The organism is Vibrio sp. D431a (genome assembly GCF_030248655.1).
GTDB lineage: Bacteria > Pseudomonadota > Gammaproteobacteria > Enterobacterales > Vibrionaceae > Vibrio > Vibrio alginolyticus.
Map to the genome: position 1 here is coordinate 100,061 of NZ_JAHGAP010000033.1, position 18,714 is coordinate 118,774.

15 protein-coding genes are annotated in these 18,714 nt (G+C 44.8%); 10 read left to right on the top strand and 5 right to left on the bottom strand.

The window, feature by feature from the left end:
- Nucleotides 1-41 precede the first annotated feature (41 nt).
- Nucleotides 42-971 (top strand): SRPBCC family protein, encoded by a 930-nt coding sequence (locus tag KJB35_RS24905; RefSeq protein ID WP_017820241.1) that lies wholly within the window; start codon nt 42-44, stop codon nt 969-971.
- A 146-nt stretch (nt 972-1,117) separates the two neighbouring features.
- Here the strand turns inward: KJB35_RS24905 and KJB35_RS24910 are convergent, their stop codons facing one another.
- The 5 genes from KJB35_RS24910 to KJB35_RS24930 form a co-directional block, all read right to left on the bottom strand.
- Entirely contained in the window at nt 1,118-1,573 is a 456-nt protein-coding gene (locus tag KJB35_RS24910) for a hypothetical protein (RefSeq protein WP_005375850.1), read from the bottom strand.
- Nucleotides 1,574-1,585: 12 nt separating this feature from the next.
- A complete protein-coding gene (locus KJB35_RS24915) occupies nt 1,586-3,364 on the bottom strand; it encodes a S8 family peptidase (RefSeq protein ID WP_017820240.1) in 1,779 nt (592 codons plus the stop codon).
- A gap of 249 nt (nt 3,365-3,613) precedes the next feature.
- Complete coding sequence (locus KJB35_RS24920) at nt 3,614-3,955, bottom strand: hypothetical protein (protein ID WP_017820239.1); 342 nt, start codon at nt 3,953-3,955, stop codon at nt 3,614-3,616.
- 10 nt (nt 3,956-3,965) lie between these two features.
- On the bottom strand, nt 3,966-5,879 hold the full coding sequence (locus tag KJB35_RS24925) for a tetratricopeptide repeat-containing diguanylate cyclase (protein WP_132936405.1): 1,914 nt from the start codon (nt 5,877-5,879) through the stop codon (nt 3,966-3,968).
- 610 nt (nt 5,880-6,489) lie between these two features.
- A complete protein-coding gene (locus KJB35_RS24930) occupies nt 6,490-7,746 on the bottom strand; it encodes an aromatic amino acid transport family protein (RefSeq protein WP_017820237.1) in 1,257 nt (418 codons plus the stop codon).
- Nucleotides 7,747-8,125: 379 nt separating this feature from the next.
- Here KJB35_RS24930 and KJB35_RS24935 point away from each other — a divergent pair, with 379 nt between their 5' ends.
- The 9 genes from KJB35_RS24935 to KJB35_RS24975 all read left to right on the top strand — a co-directional run bounded on the left by KJB35_RS24935 (nt 8,126) and on the right by KJB35_RS24975 (nt 18,711).
- Nucleotides 8,126-8,560: a GNAT family N-acetyltransferase gene (locus KJB35_RS24935; RefSeq protein ID WP_031781129.1), complete on the top strand. Its 435-nt coding sequence runs from the start codon at nt 8,126-8,128 to the stop codon at nt 8,558-8,560.
- A gap of 293 nt (nt 8,561-8,853) precedes the next feature.
- Complete coding sequence (locus tag KJB35_RS24940; RefSeq protein WP_268208387.1) at nt 8,854-11,517, top strand: nitrate reductase; 2,664 nt, start codon at nt 8,854-8,856, stop codon at nt 11,515-11,517.
- A 20-nt stretch (nt 11,518-11,537) separates the two neighbouring features.
- The gene (gene cobA / locus KJB35_RS24945) at nt 11,538-12,443 is read left to right on the top strand and encodes a uroporphyrinogen-III C-methyltransferase (protein WP_213907633.1); all 906 of its coding nucleotides are present in this window, start codon (nt 11,538-11,540) and stop codon (nt 12,441-12,443) included.
- Complete coding sequence (locus tag KJB35_RS24950; protein ID WP_213907634.1) at nt 12,440-13,393, top strand: glycosyl transferase family protein; 954 nt, start codon at nt 12,440-12,442, stop codon at nt 13,391-13,393. Before cobA ends, KJB35_RS24950 begins: the two co-directional genes overlap by 4 nt.
- Nucleotides 13,394-13,622: 229 nt before the next feature.
- Nucleotides 13,623-14,540: a dienelactone hydrolase family protein gene (locus tag KJB35_RS24955; protein ID WP_105067271.1), complete on the top strand. Its 918-nt coding sequence runs from the start codon at nt 13,623-13,625 to the stop codon at nt 14,538-14,540.
- A gap of 73 nt (nt 14,541-14,613) precedes the next feature.
- The gene (locus KJB35_RS24960; RefSeq protein WP_213907635.1) at nt 14,614-15,195 is read left to right on the top strand and encodes an ANTAR domain-containing response regulator; all 582 of its coding nucleotides are present in this window, start codon (nt 14,614-14,616) and stop codon (nt 15,193-15,195) included.
- A 265-nt stretch (nt 15,196-15,460) separates the two neighbouring features.
- A complete protein-coding gene (locus KJB35_RS24965; RefSeq protein ID WP_005375887.1) occupies nt 15,461-16,825 on the top strand; it encodes a CmpA/NrtA family ABC transporter substrate-binding protein in 1,365 nt (454 codons plus the stop codon).
- 72 nt (nt 16,826-16,897) lie between these two features.
- Nucleotides 16,898-17,863: an ABC transporter permease gene (locus KJB35_RS24970; RefSeq protein WP_005375889.1), complete on the top strand. Its 966-nt coding sequence runs from the start codon at nt 16,898-16,900 to the stop codon at nt 17,861-17,863.
- Between the two features lie 11 nt (nt 17,864-17,874).
- A complete protein-coding gene (locus tag KJB35_RS24975; protein WP_005450080.1) occupies nt 17,875-18,711 on the top strand; it encodes an ABC transporter ATP-binding protein in 837 nt (278 codons plus the stop codon).
- The last annotated feature ends 3 nt before the right edge of the window (nt 18,712-18,714 follow it).

Sequence of the window (18,714 nt, forward strand, 5' to 3'; positions counted from 1 at the left end):
ATTAGACTGAAGTTAGTGAAGCGGAAACTCGAGGAACCGTTATGCTCTCTTATCAGGTCAGCCGAAGTATTGAAATTAATAAGAATCAAAGTGAAATTATTGGCTATCTCAAGAACTTCAATAACTGGCCCAGCTGGTCACCATGGATCATTCTTGAACCAAGCTGCGAGCTGACATTCAGTGATAATCAGGGCCACGTTGGAGCTGGTTATCAATGGAATGGTCAGCGTATTGGGACTGGCGCGATTGTACTGGAAAGTACTCAAGAGCATCGATTAGATATGGAGCTACATTTCTTTCGCCCAATCAAGAGCCATGGAAAGGTGACTCTAATCGTGACGCCGTCACAAAATGGCTGTTTAGTCGAATGGCAAATGCAATCTCGCGTCCCTTGGTATCTGTTCTTTCTGAAAAGTATGTTTAAGTCGATGATAGAGATGGATTATCAACGTGGGTTACGCATGCTCAAAAGTAAGCTTGAAACCGGAAGAGTGCATTCAGACTTAGTCGAAATAGGTAACCGAACGTTGCCTCAAATTCATTACATTGGGATCAAGGGTGTGGCTAGCTTGCAGGAATTAGGTTCGGTAATTGAGAAGCATGTTCAGCAACTAGAACAGTTAATTAGTGACGAAACCCTATCCGTGAATGGTGAATTGTTTTGTTATTACCAGTCGATGGATATGCAGAAAGGTACATTCGAGTTTATCACTTGCTTTCCTCTTCATAACTCAGTACCAGCGCCTCAAGGGGCGGTTACCGGTACCATTCCTGAGAGTGAAACATTTGTCGTTGAACACCGAGGTGAATATCAGTTTTTGGGAAATGCATGGGCTTTAGCGATGAACTTGGTTCGTCAGAGTGGTATGAAAGTCAAAACCAGTCCTTTAGGAATCGAACGCTATCTGAATAGCCCGAAGGAAACCACGGAAGAAGAGCTAAGAACGGAAATTATTTTGTTTAAGAAATGACAGGCGCAGGCGAGTAGGGTGTTTAGGTATCATACTGGTTATGCGAAATGTTATTAAAGAATAATAGCCTATCTGTTCCTACCCATAAAAATGCCTCAGCAATCGCTGAGGCATGGTTTTACAGGCCAACTTCTCTTGTTAGAGAATTATTGTGCACGGTATTTACCGCTGTTTAGTTCAATTTTAGACGCTTTTACCCGGCTGTCTGCGTTTAGGTAGTCGCTAATACTTAGCAGATCTTGATCTTGAGATGCTTTTAACACCGCTGATTCCCCCTCTGCGAAGATAACTTCTAATTTTAACTCTTTGGCGACTGCTTTCGCTTCGTTAGGATTGTTTACGGTGATATAAACCAGTCCAGTGGCTTTGGATACGTTACTAAACGCATTCTTAAACACCTCATCACCCGCTTGAAGTTTTACGTCTTCAGATAGGGTTCTAATAGTGCCAGTTTGCACTTTTCGATAATCTTGGCCATTAATCTCAACCGCTTCTGATGGCACAAACAGTTCTGGTGCAGGCTGTTGAGAGAGCTGTTGCTCAGCGTATACACTCGACGTCATGATAACGAGAGCCAGCATAGAAAATGATTTGTATTTCATGTTATTGACTCCTTAGTGTCCAAATATGCGCATCGACCAGTTCTTAATAACACCGGGCTGAGCGTTGTTTGCCATCGGAACGTCATAGATGGTGGAAGAGTTGAAATATGCAATGTAAGAATAGACTTCATCGCCGTTCGTATCTATTGCTCGCAACGTCCATTCGCCTTTTGCATCTTCGCCATAAAATTGGTTAGACAACATTAATTGATCTTTGTAGCCAGTAATCGATGAATCAAGAGATTGACCAACAAGACCATTGCGCGGTGTTTGCAAAACGGAACGAGTCCCTGATGGCGAAATGAGCTCGATAGCTAAGTCGGGCAGACGAGCGTGGTCCAGTGTCAATGTCACTTGAACGGATTCTACTGTCAGCTCATCGGCAATGGCGATACTTGAAGAACCACCAACTAGACTTGCATCGGGTACACTTACTTCTGTAGCGTTATTAACCCATGGCGTAATGACTTGAGTTGGCAAAACACGATTCGTCATGCGAGCACGTTGCATCGCTTCATCTAAATCTACAGCGCCGAAGCCATAAAAAGTATGGAAATCTACGCCTGCTGCGTTTTTTTGCCAAGGGGCAATTGCCTCGTAGCTAACCTGTTCACCTTTATGGTTAGTAAATTCAAGCTGTACGCCTGGATGCGCTTTATCCGTTACTTTTGCTGTCTCCGCTAGTAAAGCACGTACATCACGAGCAGAAAGTGCGTGGTTGGTTGACATGATTGCCGCGATGGCACCCGATGTGTTCGGCGCAGCCGATGAGGTTCCGTTCATCGTACTGGTATAGTTACAGTTCGGATCGAGCTCCGTTCCGCCGTGTAACCCATTAATGCCAAGGCCATCACTGGTATTTTGCCCTTCTTCACAACCCATTAAATCAGTGGTGACCATAGCAGGGAAATCTTGCCCATATTCACCTGCTGGTGCTGCAACCCACACGTTCGAACCCACAGATGAGTAACTCGCTCGCGTACCATCCGCTCGTAGTGCACTAGTGACTAAATTGAAGTAATTGGCGTTATCATAAGACTGAGCAGAGTTGTGCATCGGTAAGCCTTGATTGTCTCCACCAGCAAAGAAGTTACTTGGCAATACGAAGAATCGCCCTGCATTGAAATAACGGTAACCATTACCTGCTGACTTTACAAATACAGCACCTCGACCCCAGGCGTTACTCTCGCTGACGTTTTTCATCACGTCCATTTCAAGTTTTAGTTGAGGGTCGCTTTCATCAAAAGTAATCGGGTTTATAGGGCTGAAACCGTAACTTTGGTTAAATACGCGAACATCACGTGTTGCTGGGTCCATGCCATGGGAGATTAACCAGCCTTCTAATGTCTGGTTGGCTAACCAGTTAAAACCGATGAGGGAAGAGAGAGAAGCGACACCGCGTCCGCCTTCACCGTTGTTGCCGACGGCGCTAATCAAACCGGCTACAGCAGTGCCATGACCATTAGTATCAACCGGATAACTTGGTGGGAATGAAGAGTCTTCGACGAAGTTTCTGCTACCTGTAACTATATTACCTGCAAGGTCGGGGTGATCGATCTGCACTCCAGAATCAATAACGGCAACTTTCACACCAACACCTGCAATCCCCATTGCCTGAGTGAGCTTAGTGTTTAAGTCGTTCCCAGCAACAGCAGGATTAGCCGCAAACGCAGTTTGCCCCGTGTTGTCTAAGTGCCATTGTTCAGAATAGAGTGGATCAAACGCCGAGACGGCAGGTGCAATGCCTACTGCCAACATAGCAGCAAATAGGCGATTAATGCGTATTTCCATTTTTGACCTCATGTCTTTGTTTGGAATTTTTTAGTTCCTGTTTCATATTCCGCTAACAGGAACAAACAAAGCTAACGACAAAGAATAAGGACGAAAACCATTTACAACTTGTTTACATTAAAAGTTCGATGGACAACATAAGTCTTTGTTAATTTACTGAAACTATGAGGTTTTTATATGTCGCATCGAGCATGCATGAAAAGTGAAAAGCAGAAAATACGAGTGTACCGTCTGCTTCAAGAGGGGGGGTTATTTAGTTGGAGCGGGTTGAATAGTTGCCATTGGTTTCTTAGGTTCGGCTTTTTCCTTAGGCAGCACGTTATCAATCCACTTTTTAATGTACAACTTATCGAATTCTTTATCACACCACTTTTTGTTTAATCCACGTCGATTGAACTCAGCACCAATCGCCACTTTGGTTTGGTTAGTTGCACGGTTGTAGTAGAGAGTTTCACATAGTTGAGTGTTACTCATTTGCTGGGCATATACGTTGACACTGCTGCTGCGCATTCCCAGTTGAGATGCTTGCTGATTACTACACGCCATAAGAAATAGAGGCGCAAAAGTAATAATGATTAGATTTTTTTTCATGTGTGCTTTTTTATGATGTAGGGTGAATGACGAACTGGTTTCTACCAGCTTGCTTCGCATCATACAAAGCTTGGTCTGCCAAGAAAAACCATTGATCCCATTCTTGTTTAATTATTTGTGCCGACAGTTTGTCCACTGCTCCAAGGGAAATTGTCGCGTTTAATGGTTTAGAGTCAACCACCAATGGCGTGTTTTCAACAGTATATCTCAATCGCTCCAAAAACTTAGCGCAATCTTCAGCTCGCTGTACTTCGAATAATAGGACAAACTCTTCTCCACCCCAACGAATGAGTAGGTCACCAGAGCGAGTGGATTCATTAAATAGCGTGGCAATATGAGTCAGCATTTTATCGCCAATATCGTGTCCATATTGATCATTAAAGGTTTTAAAATGATCAACATCTAAAACTGCTAAGGCAAATGTTCTATCTGGGCTTCTACGAGCCATTTTGTCCAGCCAAATGTGAAGATAGCGACGGTTATGCAGTTGAGTTAACGGATCGGTAGTATTTTCTTGAGTGAGTGCTTTATTAATACGTCTAACGCGCAGTACGTAACGAAAACCAACGACACCAATTGCCGTAATAGCGATAAAGTAGAACATTTCTCGATAGCGCTGCGAACGCAGTTCAGACGCTTGTAGCGCATTTTTTGTTTCTAGCAATTTGAGTTCTTTCTGGGCTAACTTAGCTTCGAGATCAAACTTAATGTTAATCATCTCTTCACCATGAATATGATGAGAAAACTCAGCCTCCAGCTCTCTTAATTGGGTTAAATAATGAAAAGCGGCTTCATAGTCATTAAGAATTTGATGAGCGTTTACCAGTACCGAAAGCATATCAATACGCTGCCGCAGCTCTAATTCACTGGTTGACTTGGTTTGTTCTAGAACGTTAAGCGCTGTTGTAATAGCTTTATCGTATTGTTTGTTTGCGAGGTAAGCCTCTGCAAATGCCTCGTAACAAGACGTTTTTAGCATTTCTAGATTTTTTGGAATGGGCAGTTCTACGCAACGTTGTGCGACCATTAATGCATCATCAATTTTTCCTACCGAGCTCAACATTTGTGAAAAGCTGGATAAAGAGTGGTGCTTGACTGTGTCAGACCCCGTTTGCATTGAAAGTCGAATGGCTTCATTGAAATAATATTCCGCTTTTTTGTTATCTCCGAGGCTCGAGTGAACGATGCTAAGGTTTGCGTAGATAACCCCCATAAAAAAGCTATTATCGTATTGATATTCGCTCTCTAGGTAAGTGTCGAGAGCTTGCGTTAGGTAACTGTTGGCCCGAGCCCAATCTGATGCGTCGATGTAGACCGTCCCAATGTTGTTCAGTGTCATCGCGACTTGTATTTCAAATACTGTTTTTTCTAATAACTCATAGGCATTGCGATAATATTTTAGGCCACTGCGTAGTTGATTTCGAGATACTTCTAGATTGCCTAACCAGCGGTAAGCACGGCCTTCTAATGCTAGATAACCAAGATCACGGGCTGTAGAAACAACGTCATGGAGTAACAATTCTGCGTTCCAGTTATCGTCTTGCTCAATCATTGTTACAGCCTTATTGAGCTGTGCTTCAGCGACGACCCATTCCAAATGGTGCTTTTTACCGAATTCGATTAAATCGGGCATATCTTTCGGTAATGGAACGCCTTCGTAACGCTTAAGGTACTTTCGTGCAAAGTAATACAGAGCAAGAGACTCCGCTGATGCATTCTGTGGCGCATTTAACTCACCTTTTTGAATTGATCGCGGCTTACCCATCGAGCGAAAGTAGAGTTTTAACATGGGCTTGCTTTCTGCTGAAATGTGTTCTTCCAGATAAGCTTGCTTTTCGGTACTCGCCAGTACGTTGGTGGGATGCAAGAAAAGTCCAAGTGCAGTACAAAGTGCGCAAGCCAGTTTTTTAATTGAGAAGTGCATGAGCGTATTAATAAAATGTGATCTCTTAACCGAATACCAGTTAAGTCTACCATTTCTTGTTGGTTAAGTGCGGATGGATTCCCAGTGGCAAAGTGTTTTGGGAGTGAGATACGAGAAGGAGCTCTATAATATTATGATTTATAAAACAAAATCTATTGAAAACTTATGCAATGATTAGGCGATGGTATAGACAAGGTAACGATGACAGGTAGGCGAGCATATTCGGTGGACTCAATCTAATGATTTAAGCCGCGGATTCATCGCTCAAAATCAGGGCGAAGTGTAAAAAATTACGCTTCTGTCATAAATATTTAATGTTTGTATGGGTTGTTAAAAAACTGGATATTAGACATAGTGTTATTAAGCCAATAAAAAATGGCTTTTATAATAAATAGGAGATTAACTATGCATAATGAAATGATTCAACCTTCGCACTTCGGCATTATCGGCCGTACCTGCATCGCTTCAGTACTTATGATTGCGGGTGTTTTCGCTCTTATTTAAGAGTCAAGGGTAACGATGATTACCTTTTAAAGAGTAAGAAAATTCAGGGAATCACCTTAACCTTGTGTAAGGTATTCCCCTGAAAATCCAAGCTAGTCTTTAGTTATTAGCTGAAGAAGCTAAAAATCAATGCACTTACCGCCACAATGCCTGCTGCTAGAACAAAGTAAGTAGAGACATTTCCTCGATATTGTTTCATCGCCTCGATTTTATACACCGCTAACATTGGCATAATAAATAAGATCATTGCAATAACAGGCCCTGACAATGCTTCCATCATACCAAGAATACTTGGGTTCATGATCGCGGCCGCCCAGATTGAGAAGAACAGTGCTGCCACGCTGATACGATCAACACGCTTCTCAGATAGGTTAAAATGCTTGTTAATTAAACCATTTAAGCTTTCACGCGCACCTAAAAAATGCCCAAGGAAAGATGAAGTGATAGCAACAAACGCTACTAAAGGACCAAGTGTTGCAATAAATGGATTATCGGTTGCGTTCGCTAAGTAAGACAATACGGATACGTTTTGTTCTTTTGCTTGAGCCAATTGTTCAGGTGACAGTGTTAGTACACAGGAAAATACAAAAATAAGAACAAAGGCAATCAGCATGATGCTAGTGCGACGAAGAATAACTTCGGATTTGGCATCTGCCTGCTTACCGTAATGGCGACGTTGTACATTTGCAAAGCTTGAAATTGCAGCTGCGTGACTAAACGAGAAAATCACTACAGGAACTGCTAACCACATAGTGCTAGCAAAAGCTGACGCTTCTGGCACATCCATGACAGGCATGGTCCAGTTCGGTATTAAGTAAAATGATAGAAAGGCAAGAATGGCAACAAGTGGGAACACCATAATGGCAAAGGCCCGTAGCATTACTTTTTCACCCGCCATCATAATAGCAATTAGTGCAAACACTAGTACGCCAGAAAGCAAAGGTCTAGGTAAAGAAGCCATATCAGCCTGATTTACCATGAAGCTATCTACTGTGTTTGTTATTCCAACCCCATATATCAACAGGATCGGGAAGATCGAAAGAAAATACAGCAGTGAAATAGAACGGCCTGCTTTTGCGCCGAAGTGCTCTTCCACTACATCAGTGAAGTCTGCGTTTTTGATCTTAGAAGATAGTACAAAACGAGCTAAGCCACGGTGCGCAAGATAGGTCATTGGAAAAGCAAGTACTGCCATCGCGACTAAAGGCCAAAAACCACCAATCCCAAGGTTAATTGGCAGAAACAGGATGCCTGCGCCAACGGCCGTTCCAAATAGGCTAAGAACCCAATGTGTATCATGTTTTGACCAAGCTGTGGTTGTGTTTATTTCACTAGGATTTAAGGCATTTCGAGATTCTTTCACTTTAAAACTCGCTTTTATAAAAATAATAATGCTGAAAATGGTAAAGGTTTTAGTGTTTATTATCACATGCGAAGCTTGGTGAATAATGCTGTGGATTTGGTGTGGTTGTAAATTATCCAACTATGAATTTTTCAATAAACCAGAATAAAGTTCTTAATTTTAATGCACTTAATGGTTGTATGTATTGAAATTTTCATCTTGTGTGGTTTTTGATTTTGCGGTCAAAACTTAATCACGGATGTATGTTCTAAGTGAGTTAGGCCTAATTTTCAGGAAGAATATTACATATCTTAAGCACTTAATTGAGATGTTTGTGTCCCGTCATTTAGATGAGATTTAGGTATACTGCTGCCATTCATGTTAAAGAAGGAGTCATTGAATGGACATCTTGTCTGCGCAAAAAGAGGACTTATTTGCCATATATAAGCTCGAAAATACTTTATTTGGAGAACACGCCTATCCTCAATTTTTCTTTCGGCAAGCTTTTGATTGTTGGGGAGAGAGCTTACTGGTAGCAAAAGAGGGAGAGCAGGTCGCAGGGTATATATTGCTAACGACTAGCACAAATGCACATCAATATTGGATCATGTCATTGGCCGTCGATATTCAACATAGAGGTAAAGGTATTGCGCGTTCCCTCCTAGAAAACGTTATTGCGCCGTTGAAGTTAGGCTCAAGCGTGAAATTGACTGTCGATCCTAAGAACCAACCTGCATTGTCTTTATACCTCTCCCTTGGCTTTAAAACGTTAGAAGAAGAAGCGCATTATTTTGGTGACGAAGAATCCAGGTTAGTCATGGAATTAGTAAAGTAATACTGCACGATAATGACCGAAATTTGCACACAATCAGTGCGTAGCATTACGTTGCTATAATTGGTTTTAAGCTAACTCGTTGTATAGTAAAAGGTTTTTGATCTTGGCACCTCACTTGCTTTACATAAACGTTCATCGATAACTCGATGCGCCGCTCTCAATAGCAGGCGAGAGCGGTATAGGGTATTACTTTTTGAAAATGTACTAACAGCGTTAAAGGCATTGCTGCCTCTCTCGATTCGGGAGAGGCTTTTTTTTGCTAGTAAGTTGGGCTGAATCGCACTGGAGGTGTTATGTCGCAAGGATGCAAAAAAACCACTTGTCCCTATTGTGGTGTTGGATGTGGTGTCGAGGTCAATGCGAAAGGAATCGTTGGGGATGCGTGTCATCCTGCAAATGCGGGATCACTGTGCGTAAAGGGCGTCGCGCTGGCAGAGAGCTTGAATATGCCTTCGCGCTTGCTGTATCCAAAGCTTGTCACCAAGCAACGACCTCAAGGGCAAGAAGTGCAATGGCAACAAGCCACGGATCTGATTGCAGAAAAGATTCATCAAGCGAAAGCGGAGTTTGGACCTGATTCCGTCGCTATGTATGTGTCAGGCCAGTTGTTGACGGAAGACTATTACGTCGCCAACAAACTCATGAAAGGCTATGTTGGCAGCGCAAACATCGATACGAACTCGCGTTTGTGTATGTCTTCGGCGGTTGCGGCTCATGTACGAGCATTTGGTGAAGATGTCGTTCCCGTCAATTACGACGATATTGATAAGACTGAGCTATTGATCATTTGCGGTGCTAATACCGCTTGGACGCACCCTGTTTTATTCCGACATATTCAACAAGCGAGAGAAAACAATCCTAACCTCAAGCTGGTGGTCATTGACCCGCGTGAAACGGTCACCGCACAGCAAGCGGATTTGCATCTACCGATTAAAAACGATGGTGATGTGTCACTCTTCAATGGGCTGCTCAAGTTTCTTATTGAACAACAATTGATTGATTCTGAATACATAAATTCTTATACCGACGGATTTAATGCACTTAGAGAAGAAGTTTCTGATTTGCGTTACGATGTCACTAATTTGACGTCTTCCATTGGCATTTCAGAAGAAAAACTCACGACATTCTTCCAATGGTTTGCGCAAAGCCCAACCGCAATTACGTTGTTTTGCCAAGGGGTAAACCAAGCCGAAAATGGCGTCGACAAAGGCAATGCAATCATTAATGCACACTTGGCGACGGGTAAAATTGCCAAGTCAGGTTGTGGGCCGTTTTCTATTACAGGTCAGCCCAATGCGATGGGTGGGCGAGAAGTCGGTGGTTTGGCAAACCAGTTAGCGGTTCATCGCGCTTTTGACGCAGAGTCTATCAAGCAAGTGCAAGCGTTTTGGGATTCGCCAGAAATTGCCACTCAGCCCGGTTTAAAAGCCGTTGAGCTGTTTGAGGCGGTAGAACGTGGCGAGATTAAAGTTCTGTGGATCATGGCAACCAATCCCGTTGTCTCTTTACCAGATAACCAATTGGTAAAACGTGCACTAGAGATTTGTCCGTTTGTGATTGTTTCCGATATCACAGCGGATTCGGATGTAGCGCATTTTGCGGATCTGTTGCTGCCCGCCGCTGGTTGGGGTGAGAAACAAGGTATGGTAACCAACTCTGAGCGTCGACTTTCTAGGCAGCGTCAGTTTCAAACGCCTCCCGGTGAAGCAAAATCAGATTGGTGGGCGATAAGCCAAGTCGGGCAAGCTCTGTGTGCATTGGAAAAGACACAAAATGGCTTTGCATTTACTTCTGAGCGGGCGGTATTCAGGGAGTATGCGGCGATGACAGGCATGAATGCAGATTCACCTTTGAAGCTCGACCTGTCTCAACACGCGAACTTAACCGAGCAAGAATACGAAGAGTGGGTACCGACACAATGGGGAGGAGAGCGTCCTTTTGCTGATGGCATCTATTCGCACCCAGATGGTAAAGCGCGTTTTGTCGTGACCAGTGAATCTCCAACGCGTTTAGAAAGAACAAAAGGCTGGTGGCTCAATACGGGCAGGCAACGCGATCAATGGCATACCATGACGCGCACAGGTCATATCGCACACCTTGCCGCCTCTGAGTTAGAACCAACCGTGTACATGAACACACTCTCTGCTACTCAAAATCGCTTAAAAGCAGGACAACTCACCAAGCTGTTTCAGCCTACTTCAAACACCGGTATTTATGCCAAAGTTGCCATTGATGAAGGTTTGGGTTTTCAAGAGCTGTTTATGTCAATGCATTGGGCGGGTCGATATGGCGGTGAAAGCAGCGTTAACGCGATAGTAAACAGCGCAAAAGACCCTATTTCCGGGCAGCCTGCATTTAAGTCATCTTATGTTGAAGTGCAAGATGCGGCGGTAAAAACCTACGGTATGTTCATCGGTACACAGTTTGATTCCGGCAAGTTTCTCTACAGCGCATTTCAAGCAGAAAGTAACTTGGGCATCTGGCGCTTTGCACACGATAAACGACCAAAGAAACAGAGCTTTTGTCGAACGGAAAAGAGCCGCAGGATTACGATAGATATTGCCCAAGGTTGGCTAGCGGTGGATTACGACCTTGTTGGAGACGTTCGTATCATTCGCTCTGTTTTAGTGGTGTCTAGCGAACCGATTCAAACTGACTACACCAACTTTACTGGCTTGATTGGCAAGCCGATGGAGCTATCGCAACTGCTTGCCATCACTCAATCGCAAAGCAGTGCCAAACTGGTTTGTAGTTGTTTCCGCGTCACCGATAAACAAATACATGACGCGATGGAGAAACAAGACTGCACTTCACTGACTCAACTTCAAAACAAACTCAAATGCGGCAGTAACTGTGGCTCGTGCGTCTCTCAAATCAAACAAATGGTCGACAGCCATCAGCATCAAAAGGGCAAACAGCAAGCGAACCAGCAAAGTTTGGCTATTCAAATAAAGTAAGTCATAAAGAGGATAAGCACATGGAAGCGCCTTATCAAAAGTCTTGGTTTAAGAAAGGACAAGCGAGTCAGAATCAAGAACGCTCGTCTCGCTTTTCTAAGCATGACCAAGCAAGCAAACTGAACCAACTTTTAGAAGACCATTCACTAGACCTGGACGCGAACCACAAAGGTTTTGTCTCGATTGTCGGAGCAGGGCCGCACGATCCTGACTTGTTAACCGTGAAGGCTGTGAAAGCGATTATGTCGGCAGAGGTGTTGCTTTACGACCGTTTGGTTAACAAAGATATTTTGGAGTTGGCTCCGCCACAAGTCGATTGGATTTACGTGGGCAAACGATGCGGACAACCTAGTATTGGTCAGGAAGAAATTTGTGATTTGATGGTGTCGCTCGCTCAGCAAGGAAAGCGAGTTGTACGCTTAAAAGGGGGAGATCCTTTTGTATTTGGTCGTGGAGGCGAAGAGGCGTTAGCGCTCGTCAAAAACTCAATCGCGTACGAAGTCATTCCCGGCATTACCGCTGCGATTGGATGTTCAGCAAACAGCTTAATTCCGCTGACTCATCGTGGCGTTGCTCGCAGCGTTACCTTTGTGACGGGGCAAGTGGTAACAGGCGCATTTGAAGCGTGGAGCCAACTGATGCAAAGCGGACAAACGTTAGTCTTCTATATGGGGTTAGAAAAGTCATCGCAAATACAAACGGGTTTAATAGGCTCTGGTTTGAGAGAAGATTTTCCAGTCGCGATCATCACTCATGGTTGCAGCCCTCAACAACAAGTGCACGTTACACAACTCAATCAGCTCAATGATTTATCGATTACACTTAAAGGCATGAGCCCAGCATTGATTGTGATGGGAGAAGTTGTCAAACTGCGCGAACAACTAATAGAAACCGTACAGTCAGTGACGGAATACGAGGGAATATGAGCAGCATTTTGGAGTGTATCAGAACAGTCGGTCGTGGCGAACGTGGTAGAAAACCACTGAACTTTGACCAAGCGTTTCGAGTTATGGATGAATACCTAAACGGTGAGTGCGACGACGATCAGATGGCAATGTTATTGATGCTGATCCGTGTACAGAACGAAACTCAACAAGAAATCGCTGGCTTTGTGAAAGCATTCCAATCCCGCATGCCTGCTATTGGTGCAGACATTGATTGGCCATGTTATGCAGGCAAACGTGAAGCGGCAGGTCAACCTTGGCACCTGTTGGCAGCGAAGATCCTCGCCGATAATGGTCATAAAGTGCTGATGCACGGCTATCACGACCGTCAATCTGGTCGTTTACACGCTGAAGACTACCTCGACAAATTTGCTATTACGAAAGCAGAATCAGCAGAAGACGCAAAGCGTGTATTAGAAACACAAAACATTGTGTATCTACCGCTAAGTTCGTTTGCACCCCAAGCCGAAACCATGATCGGTTGGAAGAATCGCTATGGGCTTAGAACGCCGATTAATACCGTGGTTCGAGCACTGAATCCGGGGCAGGCGACGGTTGGTATTCGTGGTAGCTTCCATCCTGGATTCCAACAACTTCATGCTGAAGTCGAATACGAGATTGGTCAAACCGCTCATGCCGTTGTGTCATTCAAAGGACAATCGGGTGAGTCAGAATACAACCCGAAAGTAAGCCAAACCGTATGGTTAAGCCAAACAAGCGGCGTGACATCGCACTACTGGACGGAGCAAATGCTGTCTGAGGTACCAATGCCTGTGAACTGCCCGTTTGGGACGTCAGAAGATGACATGAACCAAATGGTGAATACGGTTCTCGCCACCATGACAGTGGTCTTGTTTGCACAAATGCATGACAGGGAAAAAGCATTCGAACGCGCTTTCTCTTACTGGCAAGCCTATTGCGGCCAGCAATAAGATACTATTGTCAATTAATGTAAAACCAACGACGCAAAGTTGTTGAATCTGAATCCATTATCTATTGTTTGAAGAAGGTAAAAGATCCTAGCTCGCCAATGATGTGTTTCACCACCTTGCTCCGTATCAGAGTGGTGAAACCGCAGTTTTAGCCTCAATCGCGTTCGTTTTTAGCTTCGCGTTTGAGAATGAGAAAATCCCATATGGTAAGACACAGAGGACATGGATAATGGTTCTAAAGCATACCACTCCTAGTGAAAAGGCTTCTCACCCAATTCCGCAAGAAGCCTTCGATTGGTACGACGAATACGCCCACGGAAAAATCTCGCGCCGTGAGTTTCTAAATAGGCTGGGTGGCCTTGCGGTGCTTGGCTTTAGCATGACAGCACTGGTCGACGCGCTAACCCCGAATTACGCACTTGCAGAACAAGTTTCATTTAACGATCCTGACATCAAAGCAACTTACGAAACCTTTCCATCTCCAAATGGGCATGGAGAAGGGCGTGGTTATTTGGTGATGCCACAGAAGAAGACCTTAAAATCGCCGACCGTGTTGGTGATCCATGAAAACCGAGGTCTGAACCCTTATATCAAAGATGTCGCAAGACGACTTGCAAAAGATGGCTTTATTGCTTTCGCTCCAGACGCGCTTTACCCACTCGGCGGCTATCCGGGGAACGACGATGAAGGTCGCGCAATGCAGAAAGAGATGGACAGAGCCAAGATCGAACAAGACTTTATTGCAGCGGCTAACTTCCTTAAGCAATACGAGGGTGGTAACGGTAAATTGGGCGCGGTTGGATTTTGCTTCGGTGGATACATTGTCAACATGCTTGCGGCGGTAATGCCAGAAGAGCTCGATGCAGGTGTGCCTTTCTATGGAACACCAGCGGCGCAAGAGATCCAAAAGCAAGTCAAAGGACCGTTGATGATTCACTTTGCAGGGCTCGATAAGCGTGTTAACGACACATGGCCTGCTTATGAGCAGCAATTGATCGCAACCGACGCACGGTATCAAGCGTTAATGTATGAGAACGTCAACCACGGCTTCCATAACGACTCAACAGCACGCTACGCACCGGAAGAAGCAGCACTCGCTTGGGAGCGCACACTCGGCTTCTTCAAAGAACATCTTGCCTCTAGTTAAAACGCGTCTATTTTAGTTGGCACATTCCTTGTTATGTCTCTCTTAGTGAGTGAGATATAAACAAGGAATGTGCATGACTCAATCAACGTCAAAAACACCCATCATAGTATGCTGTGATAGCCTCCAAGAGCTGGCTCGATTGTCGGGCTTATTGAGCAAAGATTACGACAACATCATCGGCTGCCAATTGGCACAACTAGAAACGCTTATGCAGCGAGAACCGTCGGCAAGCGTTGTGGTTGGATGGCAGCAACCAACCGCGGAACTGCGTTTGATCGTCGATTTCTGCCGCAGAAAATCGGCACCACTTCTTATCGTCTTAAAGCAATTATCATCCAATGATATCAATCGGTTATCAGAAAAAATGGACTATGTTCTTATGCCGCACGATAGTGAATTTGCACTTCAACCTTGGATTGAGCATGCGGCATTAGTGAGAGCGAAATTCGAAAGTATGCAATCGGAAATTGAATCGCTGACCCACAAGATTGAAGAGCGCAAGCTGGTGGAAAAAGCCAAAGGTCTGCTGATGAAGATGCACAGCGTTGATGAAGATCAGGCTTATAAAGCGCTTAGAAATTCGGCCATGCAATCGAGCCAAACGCTCGCACAAGTTGCCAAAAATTTGATAACTACTTTGGAAGTGTTGGATTAGTTGCTCTACCACTTTGGGGTTAGGGTGCGTTTTCTAACGTGGTGCGTGTTGCACTATCAGCAAGCAATAACAGGGAATTAGAAATGGTAGAATAAACTAATCCATTGTATTTACAGTGAAAAATAAGTTGGCACAGTAATTGGATTAGTAGAATTGGGTTTATTGTTGAATCGCTTATCTCAATTATCAACGGCGGTAATTGTAGACTTAGCAACGGCGCTACTGCTCTTCGGAGTAGTGGCGCTTTTTTTATGGGAGCAAACCAATGAAATGGAGTTCGATGCTGAAAGTGTCAGCAATTTCGTTATCGGTATTCACCACGGTCAGCGTAAAGGCAGAGTTGGGTGAGCCAGAAATTGAAGACCTGAAGTTTGGTTTTATTAAGTTAACCGATATGGCACCGCTTGCGGTTGCTTATGAGAAAGGCTTTTTTGAAGACGAAGGCTTGTACGTCACTTTAGAAGCGCAAGCAAACTGGAAGGTGCTTTTAGACCGAGTCATCGATGGTGAGCTTGCTGGCGCGCACATGCTTGCTGGTCAGCCATTGGGCGCAACGATTGGTGTTGGCACAAAAGCAGAAGTGATTACTGCGTTCAGTATGGATTTGAACGGCAACGCAATCACGGTTTCCAATGATACTTGGGAGCAGATGAAGCAATACATTCCAAAGCAACCAGATGGCAAGCCAGTTCACCCAATCAAAGCGGATGCACTGAAGCCTGTGGTCGACAGCTATCTGGATAAAGGCAAACCGTTCAACATGGGGATGGTGTTCCCTGTATCGACGCACAACTATGAGTTGCGATACTGGTTAGCGGCAGGTGGGATTCATCCAGGTTTTTACGCACCAGACTCAGGCGATAACAGTGGCCAGTTGGATGCTGACGTTCTTTTGAGTGTTACACCGCCACCACAAATGCCAGCCACAATGGAAGCGGGCACGATCAAAGGGTACTGCGTAGGCGAACCATGGAACCAACAAGCCGTATTCAAAGGTATTGGTACGCCAGTTGTGACCGATTACGAGATCTGGAAGAACAACCCAGAGAAAGTGTTTGGTGTTTCCAAAGCTTGGGCTGAGAAGTATCCAAACACGCATATTCGCGTAGTGAAAGCCTTGATTCGAGCGGCACATTGGTTGGATGAAAACGACAATGCCAACCGCCAAGAAGCAGTGAAGATGTTATCAAAAAGCGAGTACGTTGGAGCGGATGCCGAAGTTATCGCCAACTCAATGACCGGCACATTTGAATACGAGAAAGGCGATAAACGAGACGTGCCAGACTTCAACGTGTTCTTCCGTCATAACGCCACGTATCCGTATTACAGCGATGCGATTTGGTACCTGACTCAAATGCGTCGCTGGGGACAGATCTCAAGCGAGAAGTCCGATGATTGGTACATGGATGTGGCGAAAGAGGTTTACCGTCCAGATATCTACCAACAAGCAGCTCAAGCGCTAATTGAAGATGGTGTGTTGAGCAAAAAAGACTTCCCAGATTTTAGTGCTGAAGATGGTTTCCGTGCGCCACAAACACACTTTATCGACAACATCGTTTATGACGGTCGCGAGCCAAATAAATATCTAGAGAAGTTCTCTATCGGGCTTAAAGGAAAAGACAAGGTTTAACCATAACGATAAACGCCACAGGCGAGGGGATTCGCTTGTGGCAACAAGGATGTAAATTTCTTAGGAGTGAGTATGTCTAGTAATGTCATTTCCCTGTTTCCTGCTAAGCAGGTAGTGAACCGAAGTCGGTTGGTGCTTTTGCCCGTCATTGGCTTGCTGATCTTTTTGGCAATGTGGCACTTAGCAGCGAGAGAAGTGCAAACTTCATTAGGTACGCTACCAGGGCCAGTGCAAACTTTTCAGCAGTTCAGCAATCTTGTCGATGACCATTGGCAAGAGCGAGAAAAGGAACAAGCGTTTATCGAGCGTCAGGAAAAACGTAATGCTGCGAAGTTAGCCAAGAATCCGGACGCGGAAGTGAAGATTCGTCCCTACACAGGTAAACCGACGTTCTTCGACCAAATCATAACAAGCTTAGTGACCGTAACTGCGGGCTTTTTGCTGGCGACGGTTATCGCGATTCCGCTTGGCATCGTGCTTGGTCTTAATCAAGGGCTGTATCAAGCGTTCAACCCAATCATTCAACTGCTCAAGCCCGTATCACCTTTAGCTTGGCTGCCTATCGTCACTATGGTTGTAAGTGCCACTTATGTGAGTGATGACCCAATGTTTGCTAAGTCGTTCATCAACTCTCTGATCACTGTAGCGCTGTGTAGCTTATGGCCGACGCTGATTAATACCGCAGTGGGTGTAACGAGCGTTGATAAAGACTTAATCAACGTGAGTAAAGTGCTTCAACTTTCGTGGTGGCAGCACATTCGCACTATCGTTTTACCTTCAGCCATTCCAATGATCTTCACAGGTTTACGTCTCTCTTTAGGTATCGCTTGGATGGTGTTGATTGCGGCAGAAATGCTCGCTCAAAACCCGGGGTTAGGCAAGTTCGTTTGGGATGAATTCCAGAACGGCAGTTCAGCATCATTGGGGCGCATCATGGTGGCTGTCATCACAATCGGCTTTATTGGATTGATGCTCGATAGAGGCATGTTGCAACTTCAAAAGTGGCTGTCTTGGAATAAACAACAAGCGTTGAGATAAGGGAAACGATCATGGAAAAAGCATTATTAGATCTAACGCGTTTAGGGATGCGATTCCCAACGCCAGATGGCGAGTTCATCGCGCTTAAGAACGTTGATTTACAAATCAATAAAGGTGAGTTTGTATCGCTGATTGGCCACTCTGGCTGCGGTAAATCAACGGTATTGAACTTAGTCGCAGGGCTGCACATGCCAACAGACGGCGGCGTGATCGTCGATGGACGAGAAGTAGCTGGACCGGGACCTGACCGCGCAGTGGTGTTCCAAAACCATTCATTGTTGCCTTGGCTCACCGTATATCAAAACGTTGAGCTCGCAGTAAAACAAATTGCTGGCAAAAAGGGCAAAGCGTGGATTCAGGAGCAAGTGAATCACTATTTAGAGCTGATTCAAATGCAGCATGCCGCGCACAAAAAGCCGGATGAAATCTCTGGGGGCATGAAGCAGCGAGTCGGCATTGCGAGAGCACTGGCACTTCAACCAAAGGTTTTGTTGATGGATGAACCATTTGGCGCATTGGATGCGTTAACTCGTGCGCATTTGCAGGATGCACTGATGAAGATTCAAGCCGAGCTAAACAACACCGTCATCATGATTACTCACGATGTGGATGAAGCGGTGCTGCTATCTGACAAAATCGTGATGATGACTAACGGACCGGCAGCAACCATTGGAGAAGTGTTAGAAGTAAATCTACCTCGCCCTCGTGAGCGTGTCGCACTGGCAGATGATGCGCAGTATCAGAAGTGTCGACAAGCGGTGCTGAAGTTCCTTTACGAGAAGCAATCCAAAGTCGAGATTCCTGCTTCGAAAGAAGACAAACCCAAAACCGCAGCGCAAACGGCATAAGGA

Coding starts and splice junctions, on each gene's coding strand:
- KJB35_RS24940 (WP_268208387.1), top strand. CDS start 8,854: ATGTCGCAAGGATGCAAAAAAACCACTTGTCCCTATTGTGGTGTTGGA.
- KJB35_RS24910 (WP_005375850.1), bottom strand. CDS start 1,573: ATGAAATACAAATCATTTTCTATGCTGGCTCTCGTTATCATGACGTCG.
- KJB35_RS24920 (WP_017820239.1), bottom strand. CDS start 3,955: ATGAAAAAAAATCTAATCATTATTACTTTTGCGCCTCTATTTCTTATG.
- cobA (WP_213907633.1), top strand. CDS start 11,538: ATGGAAGCGCCTTATCAAAAGTCTTGGTTTAAGAAAGGACAAGCGAGT.
- KJB35_RS24960 (WP_213907635.1), top strand. CDS start 14,614: ATGACTCAATCAACGTCAAAAACACCCATCATAGTATGCTGTGATAGC.
- KJB35_RS24975 (WP_005450080.1), top strand. CDS start 17,875: ATGGAAAAAGCATTATTAGATCTAACGCGTTTAGGGATGCGATTCCCA.
- KJB35_RS24905 (WP_017820241.1), top strand. CDS start 42: ATGCTCTCTTATCAGGTCAGCCGAAGTATTGAAATTAATAAGAATCAA.
- KJB35_RS24925 (WP_132936405.1), bottom strand. CDS start 5,879: ATGCACTTCTCAATTAAAAAACTGGCTTGCGCACTTTGTACTGCACTT.
- KJB35_RS24965 (WP_005375887.1), top strand. CDS start 15,461: ATGAAATGGAGTTCGATGCTGAAAGTGTCAGCAATTTCGTTATCGGTA.
- KJB35_RS24915 (WP_017820240.1), bottom strand. CDS start 3,364: ATGGAAATACGCATTAATCGCCTATTTGCTGCTATGTTGGCAGTAGGC.
- KJB35_RS24950 (WP_213907634.1), top strand. CDS start 12,440: ATGAGCAGCATTTTGGAGTGTATCAGAACAGTCGGTCGTGGCGAACGT.
- KJB35_RS24955 (WP_105067271.1), top strand. CDS start 13,623: ATGGTTCTAAAGCATACCACTCCTAGTGAAAAGGCTTCTCACCCAATT.
- KJB35_RS24970 (WP_005375889.1), top strand. CDS start 16,898: ATGTCTAGTAATGTCATTTCCCTGTTTCCTGCTAAGCAGGTAGTGAAC.
- KJB35_RS24935 (WP_031781129.1), top strand. CDS start 8,126: ATGGACATCTTGTCTGCGCAAAAAGAGGACTTATTTGCCATATATAAG.